Source organism: Streptomyces sp. NPDC055955 (genome assembly GCF_042270245.1).
Lineage (GTDB): Bacteria > Actinomycetota > Actinomycetes > Streptomycetales > Streptomycetaceae > Streptomyces.
Window position 1 is genome coordinate 302,208 of the sequence record NZ_JBHJYS010000006.1, and the last position, 15,511, is coordinate 317,718.

Annotated in this window: 17 protein-coding genes; 7 read left to right on the forward strand and 10 right to left on the reverse strand. The window is 72.9% G+C overall.

Translation table 11 applies throughout. The features are described from left to right. Positions 1–48: 48 nt before the first annotated feature. Both ACFC96_RS15025 and ACFC96_RS15030 read right to left on the reverse strand, forming a co-directional pair. Entirely contained in the window at positions 49–414 is a 366-nt protein-coding gene (locus tag ACFC96_RS15025) for a MazG-like family protein (RefSeq protein WP_376262726.1), read from the reverse strand. A 23-nt stretch (positions 415–437) separates the two neighbouring features. Further along, the gene (locus ACFC96_RS15030) at positions 438–1,010 is read right to left on the reverse strand and encodes a DoxX family protein (protein ID WP_376262723.1); all 573 of its coding nucleotides are present in this window, start codon (positions 1,008–1,010) and stop codon (positions 438–440) included. Between the two features lie 187 nt (positions 1,011–1,197). Between ACFC96_RS15030 and ACFC96_RS15035 the strand changes: the two genes are divergently transcribed. Then, positions 1,198–1,521, forward strand: a complete 324-nt coding sequence (locus tag ACFC96_RS15035) for a nuclear transport factor 2 family protein (protein WP_376262720.1) — start codon at positions 1,198–1,200, stop codon at positions 1,519–1,521. A 34-nt stretch (positions 1,522–1,555) separates the two neighbouring features. On the opposite strand, the gene ACFC96_RS15040 is transcribed toward ACFC96_RS15035, so the two are convergent. The 3 genes from ACFC96_RS15040 to ACFC96_RS15050 all read right to left on the reverse strand — a co-directional run bounded on the left by ACFC96_RS15040 (position 1,556) and on the right by ACFC96_RS15050 (position 3,894). Then, positions 1,556–2,416, reverse strand: a complete 861-nt coding sequence (locus ACFC96_RS15040; protein ID WP_376612586.1) for a PhzF family phenazine biosynthesis protein — start codon at positions 2,414–2,416, stop codon at positions 1,556–1,558. Positions 2,417–2,535: 119 nt separating this feature from the next. Continuing rightward, positions 2,536–2,997 (reverse strand): lamin tail domain-containing protein, encoded by a 462-nt coding sequence (locus ACFC96_RS15045; protein WP_376262714.1) that lies wholly within the window; start codon positions 2,995–2,997, stop codon positions 2,536–2,538. Positions 2,998–3,102: 105 nt separating this feature from the next. Continuing rightward, a complete protein-coding gene (locus tag ACFC96_RS15050) occupies positions 3,103–3,894 on the reverse strand; it encodes an SDR family oxidoreductase (RefSeq protein ID WP_376612588.1) in 792 nt (263 codons plus the stop codon). 134 nt (positions 3,895–4,028) lie between these two features. On the opposite strand from ACFC96_RS15050, the gene ACFC96_RS15055 reads away from it, so the two are divergent. Further along, positions 4,029–5,678, forward strand: a complete 1,650-nt coding sequence (locus ACFC96_RS15055; protein ID WP_376612590.1) for an alkaline phosphatase D family protein — start codon at positions 4,029–4,031, stop codon at positions 5,676–5,678. A 205-nt stretch (positions 5,679–5,883) separates the two neighbouring features. Here the strand turns inward: ACFC96_RS15055 and ACFC96_RS15060 are convergent, their stop codons facing one another. Then, positions 5,884–6,882: a Gfo/Idh/MocA family protein gene (locus tag ACFC96_RS15060; protein ID WP_376612592.1), complete on the reverse strand. Its 999-nt coding sequence runs from the start codon at positions 6,880–6,882 to the stop codon at positions 5,884–5,886. 122 nt (positions 6,883–7,004) lie between these two features. Between ACFC96_RS15060 and ACFC96_RS15065 the strand changes: the two genes are divergently transcribed. From ACFC96_RS15065 to ACFC96_RS15075, 3 genes are read left to right on the forward strand one after another with little or no spacing between them, the layout of a single operon-like run. Continuing rightward, complete coding sequence (locus ACFC96_RS15065) at positions 7,005–8,315, forward strand: multidrug effflux MFS transporter (protein ID WP_376263085.1); 1,311 nt, start codon at positions 7,005–7,007, stop codon at positions 8,313–8,315. Next, entirely contained in the window at positions 8,249–9,439 is a 1,191-nt protein-coding gene (locus tag ACFC96_RS15070; RefSeq protein WP_376262702.1) for a serine hydrolase domain-containing protein, read from the forward strand. The genes ACFC96_RS15065 and ACFC96_RS15070 overlap by 67 nt, the downstream gene beginning before the upstream one ends. A 31-nt stretch (positions 9,440–9,470) precedes the next feature. Beyond that, on the forward strand, positions 9,471–10,487 hold the full coding sequence (locus ACFC96_RS15075) for a small ribosomal subunit Rsm22 family protein (protein WP_376262699.1): 1,017 nt from the start codon (positions 9,471–9,473) through the stop codon (positions 10,485–10,487). Positions 10,488–10,658: 171 nt separating this feature from the next. On the opposite strand, the gene ddaH is transcribed toward ACFC96_RS15075, so the two are convergent. Then, positions 10,659–11,483: a dimethylargininase gene (gene ddaH, locus ACFC96_RS15080; RefSeq protein ID WP_376262696.1), complete on the reverse strand. Its 825-nt coding sequence runs from the start codon at positions 11,481–11,483 to the stop codon at positions 10,659–10,661. 238 nt (positions 11,484–11,721) lie between these two features. After that, on the reverse strand, positions 11,722–11,904 hold the full coding sequence (locus ACFC96_RS15085; RefSeq protein ID WP_116502378.1) for a DUF6243 family protein: 183 nt from the start codon (positions 11,902–11,904) through the stop codon (positions 11,722–11,724). 166 nt (positions 11,905–12,070) lie between these two features. On the opposite strand from ACFC96_RS15085, the gene ACFC96_RS15090 reads away from it, so the two are divergent. Beyond that, positions 12,071–12,697, forward strand: a complete 627-nt coding sequence (locus ACFC96_RS15090; RefSeq protein WP_376262693.1) for a TetR/AcrR family transcriptional regulator — start codon at positions 12,071–12,073, stop codon at positions 12,695–12,697. Here the strand turns inward: ACFC96_RS15090 and ACFC96_RS15095 are convergent. Next, positions 12,684–13,529 (reverse strand): glycerophosphodiester phosphodiesterase, encoded by an 846-nt coding sequence (locus ACFC96_RS15095; protein WP_376262690.1) that lies wholly within the window; start codon positions 13,527–13,529, stop codon positions 12,684–12,686. The genes ACFC96_RS15090 and ACFC96_RS15095 overlap by 14 nt on opposite strands. A 180-nt stretch (positions 13,530–13,709) precedes the next feature. Between ACFC96_RS15095 and ACFC96_RS15100 the strand changes: the two genes are divergently transcribed. Continuing rightward, positions 13,710–14,435: a bifunctional DNA primase/polymerase gene (locus ACFC96_RS15100; RefSeq protein WP_376263082.1), complete on the forward strand. Its 726-nt coding sequence runs from the start codon at positions 13,710–13,712 to the stop codon at positions 14,433–14,435. 37 nt (positions 14,436–14,472) lie between these two features. Here the strand turns inward: ACFC96_RS15100 and ACFC96_RS15105 are convergent, their stop codons facing one another. Continuing rightward, positions 14,473–15,459 carry a hypothetical protein gene (locus ACFC96_RS15105; protein WP_376262687.1) on the reverse strand — a complete coding sequence of 329 codons (987 nt, stop codon included), beginning with the start codon at positions 15,457–15,459 and terminating at the stop codon, positions 14,473–14,475. Positions 15,460–15,511 lie beyond the last annotated feature (52 nt).

A 15,511-nucleotide genomic window follows, 5' to 3' on the forward strand; every position in this document is an offset into this window, starting at 1 on the left:
CGAGGTGGTGGTCCCGATGGGGCCGTCAGCTGCCGTCCGGTCGGACGATCACGAGCCGAGCGACCTCTCCGCCACCCGGCGCAGATGCGCTGCCAGCACCTCGGGCGCCCGAGGGGTGAGCGTGCGCAGGGCGACCAGAGCCGTCACCACGACGTCGCAGAGTTCCGACTCGACGTCCTGCCACGAGTGGCTCTCGCCCTTGCGCGGGTTCTGGCCCGTCGCGCCGATCACCGCCTGGGCGACCTCGCCGACCTCCTCCGACAGCTTCAGCACCCGCAGCAGAAGGGCCTCGTCGGCGCCGCGGCGGTTGTGCGATTCGAGCCAGGCATGCAGCCCGTCGACGGTCTCCCACACGCCGTCGTACGTGGGCGGGGCGAGGTCGTGCCGGGCGCTGGGCCGCGTGGTGTCGGACATACCCGCAGCCTGCCACGGACGGGCTACTCGTCCATGGTGTCCGGGGAATACTCCCCAGGACCCGGCTGCGGACCGGGCCCGCCCACCCGCCTGTTGCGCGAGGCCACGACCGCGAGCGCCGCCGCGGCGCTGCCCACGAGCGCGGCCGGGACCATCCAGTGCCGGTCCAGGGCGTGGCCGAGCGCATGGTCGAGGGAGTAGCGGCCCGCGCCGGTCACCGCGAGTCCCGCCGCGACGAAGCCGAGGAAGGCCGGGTACTCGTAGCCGCCGCCCTGGGCGAAGAAGCCGTTGGGCGCGTGCACCGCGGCCGCGCCGGCCATCGTGCCCGCCGCGGCGGCCCCGCCGACGGGGGTGGCGAGGCCGAGGGCGAGCAGGAGGCCGCCGCCCGCCTCGCCGGCGCCGGCGGCCAGGGCGCTCGCCTTCGGCGGGGCGTAGCCCATGGCCTCCATCGCGGCGGTCGTGCCGCGCAGGCCCCCACCGCCGAACCAGCCGAGCAGTTTCTGCGCTCCGTGCGCGGCGAGCACACCGCCCGTGCCCACGCGCAGCACGAGCAGCCCCAGGTCTTTGCGGTCCACACAACGCTTGTGACAGGTCATGGTCCTACGGTCCGGCAGGCGGGGCCGCGTCACCCGGCACGCGGGCCCGTTCGGGTGGCGTGTCCCGGGCCGCGGTGTGAGTCTGGGCCGGGGGCCCGGGTCCCGTGCGGCCGGGGTCCCGACCCGGTGACGCACGACCGGAAGGGCCGGCACCGTAGCGCCGGGAGGAGAGGCAGGAGACGACGTAATGCCCATCCAGACGACCAAGCTCAGCGACCCGGCGGTCCGGGCCTTCGTCACCGCGGTGAACGCCCACGACCGGGAGGCCTTCCGCGCCGTCCTGGCGCCCGGCGCGACCATGTCCGACGACGGGGCCGACCGGGACATCGACGAGTGGACCGGCCGCGAGATCTTCGACTCCAACGGGCACATGGAGATCGAGAAGGAGTACGCGCACGGCCTGGCCCTGACCGCCCTCTACCGCAACGACGCCTGGGGCGAGATGCGGACGAAGTGGCAGTTCGTCGTGGCGGGCGGCAAGGTGACCCGCTTCGAGACCGGCCAGGCGTAGCTTCCCGGCCGGCGCTCCCGGCCGGCGCTCACGGTCAGCCGGGAATGCGCACCGCCGCGCCGCTCACCCGGACCCGAGGGTCGCCCTCGCGCAGTGTCACCGTCAGCTCGCCCGGGCGGCCCATGTCCTCACCCTGGTGGAGGGTGAGGACCGCCTCGGAGGGGACGAGTCCGAGTGTGCGCGCGTACGCGCCGAACGCGGCCGCGGCGGCGCCCGTCGCCGGGTCCTCGACGACGCCGCCGACCGGGAACGGGTCACGTGCGTGGAAGACGAACTCCGAGGCGCGCCACACCAGTTGGACCGTGGTGAGGCCGATGCGGTGCATCAGGGCCTCCAGGCGCGCGAAGTCGTAGGAGAGGTCCGCGAGCCGCGCGCGGGTGGCGGCCGCGAGGACGAGGTGGCGGGCGCCCGCGTACGCGATGCGGGGCGGGAGCGCCGGGTCGAGGTCGGAGGCGGCCCAGTTGAGCGCGGCGAGCGCCTCGGTCAGGTCGTCGGGCGTCACGTCGGTGATCTGCGGCTCGACGCTCGTGAGCGTCGCGCGCGGAGTGCCGTCGGCGCCCCGGGTGACCGTCACCGGCACCTCGCCGGCCGGCGTGGCGAAGAGGTAGTCGCCGGGTCCGTGGATCTCGCCGAGCGCCACGGCCGTCGCCACGGTGGCGTGCCCGCAGAACGGGACCTCGGCCTTGGGGCTGAAGTAGCGCGCGGTGTACGAGCGGCTCGCGCCGTCGGGCGCCGGCGTCAGGAACGCCGTCTCGCTGTACCCGAGCCGCGCCGCGACGGCGAGCATCTCCTCGTCGTCGAGCGCACGTGCGTCGAGCACGACACCGGCGGGGTTGCCGCCCGAGGGGTCCGTGGCGAAGGCGGTGTAGCGCAGCACGTCCGAGTCGGTGTTCATGACAGGGGAGCGTAGCGCGGGCAGCCGCGGCGCGGTCCGGGTTCTCCTGCGGTCCCGTCGGCAGGTCCCCCCGCCCCCGGGCCGCGGCACGGCTGCCCGCCATCCCCCTCGGAAGTGGCTCAGTGGCAGCTGATCCCGCCGGGCCCGTCGCCCCACGAGCAGGAGTCGAGCTGGGCGCCGCTCGGCTTGATGAGGCGGGCCTTGTCGCCGGTGTTGTTCCAGACGTACGCGCCGCGGCCCCAGTAGCGCACGCCGGAGGCGTTGGTGCCCTTTCCGGTGCGGACCTTGACCGTCTTGCCGGCGCCGATGTTGTAGCTGCCGAACGTGTACGTGTAGCCGGTGTTGTCCTTGAGCTTGTAGCCCTTGAGCTGGATCGCGGAGCGGGTGTTGTTGTGGATGTTCACCCACTCCGCGTTCAGCGAGGAGTTCGACCGGTTGTCGCTGCCGGGGCTGTCGTACTGGATGTAGCCCAGGTGCAGACCGCCCTGGTGGGCGGCCGCGGAGGCCGGGGACGCGGCGAGCAGGGAGACCGACAGGACGCCGGCCGCCAGGGCGGCCGAGGCCGTGGAACGTATGCGCAAGGTGTGCTCCGAATGTGAAGTTCTCGTGGAGAGATCTCGAGCATACGGGCCGCGCTGCCCTGAATTAGGCCGGTAGGTCCCATTCCGCTTGTGGAGATTCGTTCCTCAACCGCGCCCGACGTACGGCATGTTGGTCGCCAGGACCGTCGCGAACTGCACGTTTGCCTCCAGGGGCAGCTCGGCCATGTGCCGCACCGTGCGCGCCACGTCCGCGACGTCCATCACCGGCTCCGGCGCCAGCGTTCCGTTCGCCTGGAGGATCCCGGTCTGCATGCGCTCCGTCATGTCCGTCGCCGCGTTGCCGATGTCGATCTGGCCGCACGCGATCCGGTACGGACGCCCGTCCAGGGACAGCGACTTCGTCAGCCCGGTCAGCGCGTGCTTCGTCGTCGTGTACGCCGTCGAGCGCGGCCGCGGCGTGTGCGCCGAGATGGAGCCGTTGTTGATGATCCGGCCGCCCTGCGGGTCCTGCTCCTTCATCTGCCGGAACGCCGCCTGCGCGCACAGGAACGCGCCGTTGAGGTTCGTGTCGACGACGTGGCGCCAGGCGTCGTACCCCAGGTCCTCGACCGCGACCGCGGGCCCGAACGTGCCCGCGTTGTTGAAGAGCAGGTCGAGGCGGCCGAACCGGTCGCGTACCGCGGAGAAGAGGGCGGCCACGTCCTCGGGGTTCGAGACGTCGGTCCGTACGGAGAGTGACCTGGCCGCGGCCTCGGGGGCGAGGGCCGCCGTCGCGTCGAGGGTCTCGGTGCGGCGGCCCGCGAGCGCCACCTGCCAGCCCGCGCGGAGCAGTTCGACGGCGACGGCCCGGCCGATGCCGGAGCCCGCGCCGGTGACCACGGCGGTCGGTGCGGCGGTCGGTCCCTGCGGTTCCGGGGCGTTGTTCTGAGCGTTCATGGCCCCGGAGCGTACGGCAGGAGGGGTCATGCGGAGATCACTCATCCGCCATGTGGCGGCCGTGCGCATGACAGGTCACCGTCGCCCCCCGGCACTCCAATTTCCTCTGACAACAACCGTCAGGGGAGGGTCACATGACAGCCGAAGGACGCCATCCGAACCAGCACTCGCCCGAACTGCGCGCCGCGGCGGGCCACTTGGGCCGCCGCCGCTTCCTCACCGTCACGGGCGCCGCCGCCGCGCTCGCCTTCGCCACGAACCTGCCGGCCGCGGGCACCGCGAGCGCCGCCGAGTTCGACGCGCGGAAGATCACCGCCGACCCGTTCACGCTCGGCGTGGCCTCCGGCGACCCGCTGCCCGGCTCCGTGCTGCTGTGGACACGCCTGGCCCCGTCCCCGTACGAGGCGGACGGCGGACTGCCCGCCCAGCGCATCGCCGTCGAATGGGAGCTCGCGCACGACGAGCGCTTCCGGCGCGTCGTCAGACGCGGCACGGCCACCGCGCACCCCGAGTTCAACCACTCCGTCCACGCCGAGGTCGACCACCTCGCGCCGGGCGGCGTCTACTACTACCGCTTCCGTGCCGGCAAGTGGGTCAGCGGGACCGGCCGGACGCGCACGGCGCCCTCCGCCCACGCCCGCACCTCGGCCCTCACCCTGGCCGCGGTCTCCTGCCAGGCCTACCACGACGGCTACTTCACGGCCTACAAGCACCTGGCCGCCGACCCCGCCGTGGACGTCGTCTTCCACCTCGGTGACTACCTCTACGAGTACGCCGTGAACTCCGCCGGCGGCGCCCGCGCCTACACGGGCGGCGACGTACTGCCCGCTGGGTTCAACCACGAGACCGTGACGCTGGAGGACTACCGGCTGCGGTACGCGCTCTACAAGTCCGACCCGGACCTGCGGGCCGCGCACGCCGCGCACCCCTTCGTCGTCACCTGGGACGACCACGAGACCGAGAACAACTATGCGGACGACATCGACGAACAGGACGGCCCGCCCGCCGAGTTCCTGCTCCGTCGCGCCTCCGCGTACCGCGCCTACTGGGAGAACCAGCCCCTGCGCCGCCCGCAGCTCCCGCAGGGCCCCGACGCCCAGATGTACCGGCGCCTGACCTGGGGAAAGCTGGCCCAGTTCGACATCCTCGACACCCGTCAGTACCGCTCCAACCAGGCGTACGGCGACGGCTCCCACGTCCCCGGCCCCGAGTCGGACGACCCGGCGCGCACGATCACCGGCGCCACGCAGGAGCGGTGGCTGATCGACGGCTGGCGCCGCTCGCACGCCCTGTGGAACGTCGTCCCGCAGCAGGTCACCTTCTCGCAGCGCAAGCTCGACCTGAACGCGGCCGCGAAGGTGTCCATGGACGCGTGGGACGGCTACCGCGCCTCGCGTCAGCGCGTCCTCGCCGGCGCCAGGGCGGCCCGCGTCGAGAACCTGATGGTGCTCACCGGTGACGTGCACGTGGGCTACGCCTTCGACATCAAGGACAACTTCGACGACCCGTCGTCGAAGACCCTCGGCACGGAGATCGTCGCCACGTCCATCAGCAGCGGCAAGGACGGCGCGGACAAGCCGGCGAACTGGGGCACGTACACCCAGGCCAACCCGCACCTGAAGTTCTACAACGGACGCCGCGGCTACGTGACGGTCGCGCTCGGCGAGCGCGAGGCCCGCGCCGACTTCAAGACGGTCCCGGCGGTGACGACACCGGGAGCCCCGATCACCACGGCGGCGTCGTTCGTGACGGAGGTGGGGAAGCAGGGGCTGCGCCCGGCATGACGAGGCAGCGGCCACCCCGCGCCCCCGGATGTCTTCCGGGGGCGCGGGGGTGGCCTCTTCGGCGCGGGCGGCTGCCTTTCGAGCGCGCCGAAGCCGCCTCCTCAAGGGCGCGGGCACCGGTCTTCAGGGGCACGGGGAACGGCGTGACAAGCCCCCACCCGGCGTCACCCGGCGCCGAAACGGCAGTGTGCCGACCGGGATGCCGCTACCCCTCCGACGGATAGCGCACCCCGATCCGCTCCCGGACGGAGTCCAACGTGCGCATCACCGCGAGCGACCCCGCCAGCGGCACCAGCGGCGACTCCGTGTCCCCGGCCCGCACCCGGTGCATCACCTCGCCCGCCTCGTGCCGGAGGCTGTCGCGCGGCCCGTCCCCCGCCTGAGCCGTGAACTCCTGCGGCTCCCGCCCGTCGCGGTGCAGCACGAACCGGTCCGGGTAGAAGAAGCCGTGCGGAATGTCGATACGGCCCTGGGAACCGGTGATCGACGCGGTGACGGGAGTGCCCGCGTCGATCGAGCAGTCGAGCAGCGCGTGGGCACCGCTCTCCCACGAGAGCAGCATGCCCGTACGCAGATCGACGCCCTCGTCCGAGAGCGCCGCCCGCGCGGTGACCTCCGACGGCTCCCCGAGGATCAGGTGCGCGAACGACACCGGATAGACGCCCAGATCGAGCAGCGCGCCGCCGCCCTGCGCCGGGTCCCGCAGGCGGTGCGCCGGAGGGAAGGGGCCCGCGAGCCCGAAGTCGGCCCGCACCGTGCGGACCTCACCGACCGCACCGTCGTCGACCAGCGCCTTCAGCTTCCTGATCAGCGGGTGGCAGTACATCCACATGGCCTCCATCAGGAAGAGGCCACGGCTGCGGGCGAGCGTCACCAGCTCCTCCGCCTCGCGCGAGTTGAGCGTGAACGCCTTCTCGCACAGGACCGCCCGGCCCGCCTCCAGGCACAGCCCGGCGGCCGCGCGGTGCGCGGAGTGCGGGGTCGCGACGTACACGACGTCGACGTCCTCGTCCTCGGCGAGCGAGGACCAGTCCCCGTACGCCCGAGGGATCCCGAAGCGCTCCGCGAACGCCTTCGCCGAGGCGTCGGAGCGGGACGCCACGGCGACGACCTCCGCGTCCGGCATGTCGAGAAGGTTCGCCGTGAAGGACGCGGCGATGCCCCCGGTCGCCAGGACGCCCCACCGCACACGCTCACGTTCCACCACTGAAGGCCCCCTGCCCGGTTCCGGCCGCTGCCCGCCGGCACGTCATGAAATGTGGTCTCAACCAATGCACCTGAGCTGAGAGCATAGGTAATCGAATGAACGACCGGGAGGGGAACCGCATGCCGGACCACGGCAGCCAGCAGACGACAGCGAGTACGGAACAGCGCATATCCGCGGCACCCGTCGCCGGCCCCACGCTCACCGCCCGCCGCCGCACCGGCTTCCTGGTCACCCTCGTGCTCGGCGGGCTCACCGCCGTACCCCCGCTGTCCATGGACATGTACCTCCCGGCCCTGCCGGAGGTCACCGGCGCGCTGCACACCTCGGCCGCCACCGCCCAGCTCACCCTCACCGCCTGCCTCACCGGCATGGCGCTCGGGCAGCTCGCCGTCGGCCCGATGAGCGACAAGTGGGGCCGCAGGCGCCCCCTCCTCATCGGCCTCCTCGTCTACATCGCCGCCACCGCGGTCTGCGCCTTCGCCCCTTCGGCCCCGCTCCTCATCGGCTTCCGTCTGGTGCAGGGCCTCGCCGGGGCCGCCGGCATCGTGATCGCCCGGGCGGTCGTGCGCGACCTGTACGACGGTGTCGAGATGGCGCGCTTCTTCTCCACCCTCATGCTGATCTCCGGCGTCGCCCCGATCGTCGCGCCGCTCATCGGCGGCCAGGTCCTGCGCATCACGGACTGGCGCGGCATCTTCGTCGTCCTCACCGTCGTCGGCATCGCGCTGACCACCCTCGTCTGGAAGGGCCTGCCCGAGACGCTCGCCCCCGAACGGCGGCACGGCGGGGGCACCGCCGAGGCGCTGCGCACCATGCGCGGCCTCCTCGCCGACCGCGTCTTCACCGGCTACATGATCGCGGGCGGCTTCGCCTTCGCCGCGCTGTTCGCCTACATCAGCGCCTCGCCGTTCGTGGTCCAGGAGATCTACGGCGCCTCGCCCCAGACCTTCAGCCTCCTGTTCGGCATCAACTCCGTCGGTCTGATCGCCGTGGGCCAGATCAACGGCAAGCTCCTCGTCGGCCGCGTCAGCCTCGACAAGGCGCTCGCCGTCGGCCTGTGTGTCATCGCGGTCGCCTCCGCCGCGCTGCTGCTCATGGCGACCGGCGTGTTCGGCCACGTGGGACTCGTGCCGATCGCGGCCGGACTGTTCGTCCTCATGTCCGCGATGGGCCTCGCCATGCCCAACACCAACGCCCTCGCCCTGATGCGCACCCCGCACGCCGCGGGCTCCGCGTCCGCGCTCCTCGGCACCTCCTCCTTCCTGGTCGGCGCGATCGCCTCACCGCTCGTGGGCATCGCGGGCGAGGACACCGCCGTCCCGATGGCCGTGGTCCAGCTGGCCTGCGCCCTGGCGGCCATCGCATGCTTCATGGGACTGTGCCGCCCCTGGCGGCGCGGGACCGGCCCGATGCGGGAGGCGGAGCACTGAGCACCCCACGACTGCGCCCCGGCACCCCCGAACGTGCCGGGCTCGACCCCGACGAGCTGCGCCGGCTCGTCCAGGACGTGCGCGAACTGCCCCGCGGGGCGCGCCCCTGGTGCGCGGGCGCCGTCGTGCTCGCGGGCCGCGGCCCGGTCGTCGCCGCCCACGAGGCGGCGGGCTGGGCGATGCGGTACCTCGCCTACGACGAGACGGCCGACCGGGGCGTGGAACTCCCGCAGGCGTCCCGCGTCCCCATGCGCCCCGACACGGCCTTCGACCTCGCCTCGCTCACCAAGCTCTTCACCACTGTCGCCGCCGTGCAGCAGCTGGAGCGCGGCACCCTCGGCATCGACGCGCGGGTGGGCGCCTACCTTCCCGAGTTCACCGCCGCCGCCGAGCACGACGTCACGATCCGCCGGCTCCTCACCCACACCTCGGGCCTGCGCCCCGAACTCCCGCTGTACGACTGCCCGGACGACGCGGCGCGCCTGACGGCCCTGCGCGCCGAGGCCCCGTCGTCCCCACCCGGCGCGTACCTCTACTCCGATCTCAACATGCTGCTGCTCCAGCACGTCCTGGAGCGCGTCGCGCGGCGCCCCCTCGACGTCCTCGTGCGCGACGGCATCACCCGGCCCCTCGGCATGACCGCGACGGGCTTCGGCCCGCACCCCGGGGCCGCCGCCACCGAGGACCAGCGCCGCCCCTGGGCCAAGGCCGACCGTGGCCTCCTGCGCGGCGTCGTCCACGACGAGAACGCCTGGGCGCTCGGTGGCGTCGCCGGCCACGCCGGCCTCTTCTCCACGGCCTACGACCTCGCCGTCCTGTGCCGCACCCTGCTGAACGGCGGCTCGTACGGCACCGCCCGCATCCTCGGCCCCGACTACGTCGAGCTGATGCTCACGGCGCCCGGCCTCGGCTTCCAGATCGACCAGCCCTGGTTCATGGGCGAGCTCGCGGGCCGCGGCGCGGCCGGGCACTGCGGGTTCACCGGCACGTCGCTCGTCCTCGACCGCGTCACGGACACGTTCCTGATCCTCCTCGCCAACACGGTCCACCCGCGCCGCAGGCCCCCGCAGAACGGGCCGCGCGCCTCGGCGGCGACGCGTCTCGCGCGGGCCGCGGGCGCATAGGCGGCCCCCGGGGCGACCGTAGAATCACGGGGTGAACGCCCCCCTCTCCTCTTACTCGCCTGCCTCACCGGCCGACACCCTGCGCGCGGCCCTCGCGGGGCTGCTCGACGGGCTGCCGCCCACGCAGGCGGCGCGCGCCGTCGAACGGCTGATCGCGAGCTATCGGGGGACCACCCCGACGGACGCGCCGATCCTGCGGGACCGTGCCGACGTCGCCGCCTACGCCGCGTACCGGATGCCGGCCACCTTCGAGGCGGTCCGCTCGGCGCTCGGCGCGCTCGCCGACGCGGCGCCGGAGGGCTGGGCGCCCGGGAGCCAGGTGGACGTGGGTGGCGGGACGGGCGCCGCGGTCTGGGCCGTCGCCGACACCTGGGCGGGCGAGCGCGATGTCACCGTCCTCGACTGGGCCGAGCCCGCGCTCGCCCTCGGGCGTGAACTGGCCGGTTCCTGCGACCGGCTGGCCTCAGCGCGATGGCAGCGCTCACGTATCGGATCGGCACTCACCATCGAGAGCACCGATCTCGTGACGGTGTCGTACGTCCTCAAGGAGCTGACCCCCGACGACCGCCGTGCCGTGGTCGACGCCGCGGCCGCCGCCGCGAGCCCCGACGGCGCCGTGGTCGTCGTCGAGCCCGGCACCCCCGACGGCTACGAGCGGATCATCGAGGCACGCGGCCGCCTGACCGACGCCGGATTCCACATCGCCGCGCCCTGCCCCCACAGCGCGGCCTGCCCCATCGAGCCCGGCACCGACTGGTGCCACTTCTCGGCCCGGGTCAGCAGGTCGTCACTGCACCGCCAGGTCAAGGGCGGCTCCCTCGCGTACGAGGACGAGAAGTTCAGCTACGTGGCGGCGACGCGGTTCGCTCCCGAGCGCCCCGCGGCCCGGATCACCCGCCGCCCCCAGATCCGCAAGGGCCAGGTGCTCCTGGACCTGTGCGAGGCGGAGGGTGCGCTGGGCCGCGAGACGGTGACGAAGCGGCACGGGCCGCTGTACCGGGCGGCCCGCGACGCGGACTGGGGCGACGCCTGGCCTCCGGCCCCTTGAGGTCTTTCGTCCGGATCACGTCGGCACCCGCTCCCTGATCCGGCCTGACCCGGACGAAAGGCCCTGGGGGGCGCGGGCCCGTGGCGCTGTGCGGCTGGGCCGCGCGAGTGCGGACCACCACATGCCCTGCCTCCGGTGAACCGGTTCGGGCCCCGGGTCCAGACTGTGCGGCTACGCGCCGCCGCGAAGCTCCGACGTGCAGCACTTCACGCTGCCGCCGCCCTTGAGGAGCTCGGAGAGATCCATCCCGACGGGCTCGAACCCGCGGGCCCTCAGCGGCTCGAACAGGCCGACGGCAGCCTGCGGCAGCAGTACGTGCAGCCCGTCCGAGACCGCGTTCAGGCCGAACGCCGCGGCGTCCGGCTCCGTGGCGACCAGCGCGTCGGGGAAGAGGCGTTCGAGGACGGCCCGGCTGCCCGGCGAGAACGCCTGCGGGTAGTACATGACCTCGTCCGCCGCGTCGTCGAGGACGGCGAGCGCGGTGTCCAGGTGGTAGTAGCGCGGGTCGACGAGGTCGAGGCCCACGACCGGGCGGCCGAAGAACTCCTGTGCCTCGGCGTGCGAGAGCGGGCTGGAGCGGAAGCCCCGGCCGGCCAGGACGTACGAGGCGGTGACCGCGAAGTCGCCCTCGCCCTCGTTGATGTGGACGGGCTCGTGGACCGCCGTGTAGCCGCGCCGCCTGAACCAGTCCAGGTGGGCCGCGGCCTCGTCGGTGCGCTGGGGGTGGGCGAAGCGGGCCCCGAGCACCCGTCCGTCGACGACGGTCGCGCCGTTCGCCGCGAAGACCATGTCGGGCAGTCCGGGGAGGGGTTCGAGCTCGTCGACGCGGTGACCGAGCGAGCGGTAGCGGTCCCGCAGGTCCTCCCACTGCGCGAGCGCGAGCGGGACGTCGACCGGCTTGGCGGGGTCCATCCAGGGGTTGATCGAGTACGTGACGGCGAAGTGTGCCGGTGGGCACATCAGGTAACGCCGGGGTGTGGCGTGGCGACCAGGCAATGAGGGCTCCTCACGACCGCAGTGGCAGATGCGCCCATGGTGCGGTGTGAGGAGCCCCTACCGCTGTGCACCGAACGGGTGGTCCCTCTGAGTCACCGCCCGCGTGTCACCAGCTCGTATGGCGCGGGCGGCAACCCGCCGGCCCGCGTGCCGCCGGTACACCACCCGCCGGCCCCGCCACGCACCCGCCCGACCACCCGCCGCCCCGCCCCGCCGGGGCCGCGCTCTCACGACGGCGTCACGAACCCTCGCCCGCCGTGCGTTCCTCCCGGAGCCTGCGCAGCAGCTCCCGCTTCTGCGCCTGCGGGTCGAGACCGCCGCCGACCCGACCGCCGCGGCCGCCGCCGCGCAGGGTCTTGCGGGAGAGATTGCTGCGGGTTCCGCCGACGCCCAGCATGTTCCCGGATCCACCTCGGCTCATCGTGGTCTCCCTTCGACCTTCGAACGACGTTGTCCCGGGCGGGAGTTGAACCGCCCGGAGCGAGACGGGTCGTCTCGCCAACGATGTCCACTGTCGGCGAGACGGACCGTCTTGTCAAGGGGATTGAGACGGTACGTCTCGCCTCGCCCGCTGATACATTCGAGCCATGGCCCAGAAGACCGCTCCCGACTCCAACCGCCGCAGCGAGCGTTCACGCCGCGCGATCTACGACGCCGCACTCGCCCTCGTCGGTGAGATCGGCTACCCCAGGACGACCATCGAGGGCATCGCCGCCCGCGCGGGCGTGGGCAAGCAGACGATCTACCGCTGGTGGTCCTCCAAGGCGGAGGTCCTCATGGAGGCCTTCATCGACCTCGGCGTCCAGGCGGCGGAGGCGGCCGGAGCGGGCGACTGGGCGGAGGCGGACGGCATCCCGGACACCGGCGACATCGAGGCCGACCTCAAGGCGGTCCTGCGCGCCACCGTCGACGAACTGCTCGACCCCCGCTACGACGCCCCGGCCCGCGCCCTCGCCGCCGAGGGCGTCGCCAACCCCGCCTTCGGCGAGGAGTTCGTCGGCCGCCTCCTGATGCCCTCCCTGGAGCTGTACGCGCGCCGGCTGCGCGCCGCGCAGGACGCCGGCCAGATCCGCGCCGACGTCGACCCGTACATCGCCCGCGACCTGTTCTCCGCGCCGCTCGCCCAGCGCTGGCTCCAGGGCACGGGTCCCCTGGACCACGCCTACGCCGACGCCCTCGTCGAGTACGCCCTCTACGGGCTCAGCCCGCGCTGACCCCCGTCCGCACGTGCGACGGAGTGCGGGCCAGCAGGCCGGGCGCGTCCGAGATCACGCCGTTGCAGCCGAGCCGCAGCACCCGGTCCCGCTGCCGCGGCGAGTTCACCGTGTGCGCCCACACCCGCGGGATCCCGGACCGCGCGGCCCGTACGAGATCGGCGTCGCGCGCCTGGTAGTCCACGTCGAGCAGGTCGACGAACCGGGCCCAGCGCGCCGGGCGGTCCGTGCGCATCTGCTGCTTCGAGCGCCACAGCTGAGCGATGAGGCCCATGTCGTGGGCGCGCAGGGCGACGGCGGGATCGTTGGAGTTCACGAACACCGACCTGACCAGGCCCCGGCGACGGATCATCGCGGCGAGCCCGTCCAGGCTCCGCGGGTCCTTCGCCTCCAGTGTCAGCACGATCCGCCCGCCCAGGCGGTCGAGGACCTCGTCGGCCGTCGGCAGGGGCTCGGCGTGCCAGCGGCCCGGCAGTGAGGCGCTGGGGCGCATCCGCACACGCGTCCACTGTCGCGCGTCGAGCCTGTCCACCGGGCCCGACGAGTACGTCGTGCGGTCCAGGGTCGGGTCGTGCATGACCACGACCGTGCCGTCGCGCAGCATCCGGGTGTCGAAGTCGAGGACCTGCGCGGTACCCCGCGCGTAGGCGGCCGTCAGGCCCGACATGCTGTTCTCCGGGACCTCCCGGGCGCCGCCGCGGTGCGCGGTGTAGACGATGCCGTGGAGGCTGTCGACGGTCAGGGGGCCGGAGTCCCACTCGAGGGGGGAGAGGGTCAGCGGGGCGAGAGCCAGGAGCCCGCCGAGGCCCGTCAGCGCAATCCGTGTGACCATGCCGACCACGTTAGGTGGGCAAATCACCGTAAACCCGCTAATGACACCTGATTATCTTCCGCGTCTCGTATCGCTCGGCATCGCCCTGGGCACCCCGGATGTGGACTGTGGCCACCGGCGGCGCAGGATGGTGCGACCATGGGACATGCTTCTCGGTACTACGGCGAGGTGAGGGGATTGATGGGCGCGGAGTACGGCCGCCGGTCCGGCGGACAGGGCAGGATCTCCCAGTGGCTGCGCGCCAGGCGCCCCAAGGAGACAGAGGGCGACGACGGCCGCGAGGCGCTGCTCCTGGCCGCGGCCGACGCGGGACTGCCGCTCGCACCCGCCGCCTACCCCACCGACTACCGGTGTTCGTGCAGCCGCATCGGCTGTCCCACGCCCGGCAGGCACCCCGTCTCGTTCGCCTGGCAGACGCAGTCCACGACGGACCGCGGCCAGATCGAGCGCTGGGCCAGGCATCAGCCGCAGGCCAACTTCATCACCGCGACCGGCATGGTCCACGACGTCCTGGACGTTCCCCTGGAGGCAGGCCGCGAAGCCCTCGAACGCCTCCTCGCGGCGGGCATCGACGTCGGCCCCGTCGCCGAGTCGGGCGGGGACCGCATGCTGTTCTTCACCGCCACCCGCGGCACCCCCGAGGACGAGGACGAGTGGTGGCCCTGCGAGCTGGACTGCCACCCCGAGACCCTGGAGGAGCACCCCGGTCTGCGCTGGCACTGCCGCGGCTCGTACGTACCCGTGCCGCCCGCCCGGCTCCCCGGTGACCTGACCGTCGACTGGCTGCGCGGCCTCGAACACCCGCTGCCGGACCCGCTCACCCTGCTCGAAGCCCTCACGGACGCCTGCGCGCGCTACGTGGGCGAGGAGAAGGACTTCACGGCAGCCTGGCCCTCGCGCGGCTGACGGGCGAGGGCCCAAAGCCCGCAAAGGACGACAGGCCCTAGCTCCCCTTCGCGCCCGTCAGGCCCTCGAGCCGCGTCAGTATCTCGACGTCGCCGCCCTTGGCCGGTTCGACGGCGACCTGGTTCGAGATGCGCTCCAGAGTCAGTGACTGCTTGACGTCGCCGGTCATCAGGGCCTTCACGTTCTCGTTGTCGACCGTGATGCTCAGGCCCTTGGACGCCGTCTGCTTCTCGTAGTGGTGCGTCGCGAAGAACACCATCGCCCCGCCGTCCGCGGTGCGCAGACCCAACGGCGCGTAGTCGCCCGACGTCATCGGCTCGTCGACGTACTGCCGGGCGAGACCCGGACGGCTCGCGTTCTTCTCCCGCGTGGTCCGCCACTGCGAGGTGTGCCGGCCCGGTGCGAAGCCGTCCCCGCCGTCCTTCAGATACGTCGCGTACTTGCCGCTCATGTCCTGCGGCGCCACCGCGAGCCCCGCAGCGTCCGCCGGCACGGGCTGCGCCCAGCCGTCCTTGTCCTTCTTGAACTCGGGGACGTCACCGGGCGACATGAGCGTCAGATACGCCACCTGCCAGGGCCGGTTCACATCGTCGCGGGTGAAGACGAGCATCCACCGGAAGTCGCCGCCCCGGTTGGCCTTCGTGTTCGCGACGAACCAGCGGGGCCAGCCCGCCTTCTTGGGGATGGTGAACTCGGCGTCCGACAGCTCCAGATCCGCGTGGCCGGGGTTGCCGTCGGGGTGGTTGGTGTGACCGGCCTTCAGCTTGGCGGCGTCTATCGCGCCGAGGGCGCCCGTCACATGGTCCTCGTCGAGGGACGCGTCGTACGCCTTGTCGGCCTTGTTGTACGCGGTGGTGAAATCCTTCAGGGCGCGGGCTGCCTCGGCCTTCGTGGCCGCCGGGAGGACCTCCCGCTCCCCGTGCACCGTCACACACCCGCTCGCCGTCAGCGCCACGGCGGTCGCGAGGGCCACCGCCGTCACCGGCTTCCTGAGGCCATGAGGCCTGCGGAGGAGCTTGCTCATCGGTTCTCTTCACCTTCCCCTTCCCGGGCCCGAACCCTATCGGGGAGGGGAG

What these genes read in the sequence shown, in the direction of transcription:
- ACFC96_RS15050 (WP_376612588.1), bottom strand. Translation starts at nt 3,894, where the DNA reads ATGAACGCTCAGAACAACGCCCCGGAACCGCAGGGACCGACCGCCGCA.
- ACFC96_RS15025 (WP_376262726.1), bottom strand. Translation starts at nt 414, where the DNA reads ATGTCCGACACCACGCGGCCCAGCGCCCGGCACGACCTCGCCCCGCCC.
- ACFC96_RS15035 (WP_376262720.1), top strand. Translation starts at nt 1,198, where the DNA reads ATGCCCATCCAGACGACCAAGCTCAGCGACCCGGCGGTCCGGGCCTTC.
- ACFC96_RS15105 (WP_376262687.1), bottom strand. Translation starts at nt 15,459, where the DNA reads ATGAGCAAGCTCCTCCGCAGGCCTCATGGCCTCAGGAAGCCGGTGACG.
- ACFC96_RS15095 (WP_376262690.1), bottom strand. Translation starts at nt 13,529, where the DNA reads ATGGTCACACGGATTGCGCTGACGGGCCTCGGCGGGCTCCTGGCTCTC.
- ACFC96_RS15030 (WP_376262723.1), bottom strand. Translation starts at nt 1,010, where the DNA reads ATGACCTGTCACAAGCGTTGTGTGGACCGCAAAGACCTGGGGCTGCTC.
- ACFC96_RS15090 (WP_376262693.1), top strand. Translation starts at nt 12,071, where the DNA reads ATGGCCCAGAAGACCGCTCCCGACTCCAACCGCCGCAGCGAGCGTTCA.
- ACFC96_RS15100 (WP_376263082.1), top strand. Translation starts at nt 13,710, where the DNA reads ATGGGCGCGGAGTACGGCCGCCGGTCCGGCGGACAGGGCAGGATCTCC.
- ACFC96_RS15085 (WP_116502378.1), bottom strand. Translation starts at nt 11,904, where the DNA reads ATGAGCCGAGGTGGATCCGGGAACATGCTGGGCGTCGGCGGAACCCGC.
- ACFC96_RS15070 (WP_376262702.1), top strand. Translation starts at nt 8,249, where the DNA reads ATGCTTCATGGGACTGTGCCGCCCCTGGCGGCGCGGGACCGGCCCGAT.
- ACFC96_RS15040 (WP_376612586.1), bottom strand. Translation starts at nt 2,416, where the DNA reads ATGAACACCGACTCGGACGTGCTGCGCTACACCGCCTTCGCCACGGAC.
- ACFC96_RS15065 (WP_376263085.1), top strand. Translation starts at nt 7,005, where the DNA reads ATGCCGGACCACGGCAGCCAGCAGACGACAGCGAGTACGGAACAGCGC.
- ACFC96_RS15055 (WP_376612590.1), top strand. Translation starts at nt 4,029, where the DNA reads ATGACAGCCGAAGGACGCCATCCGAACCAGCACTCGCCCGAACTGCGC.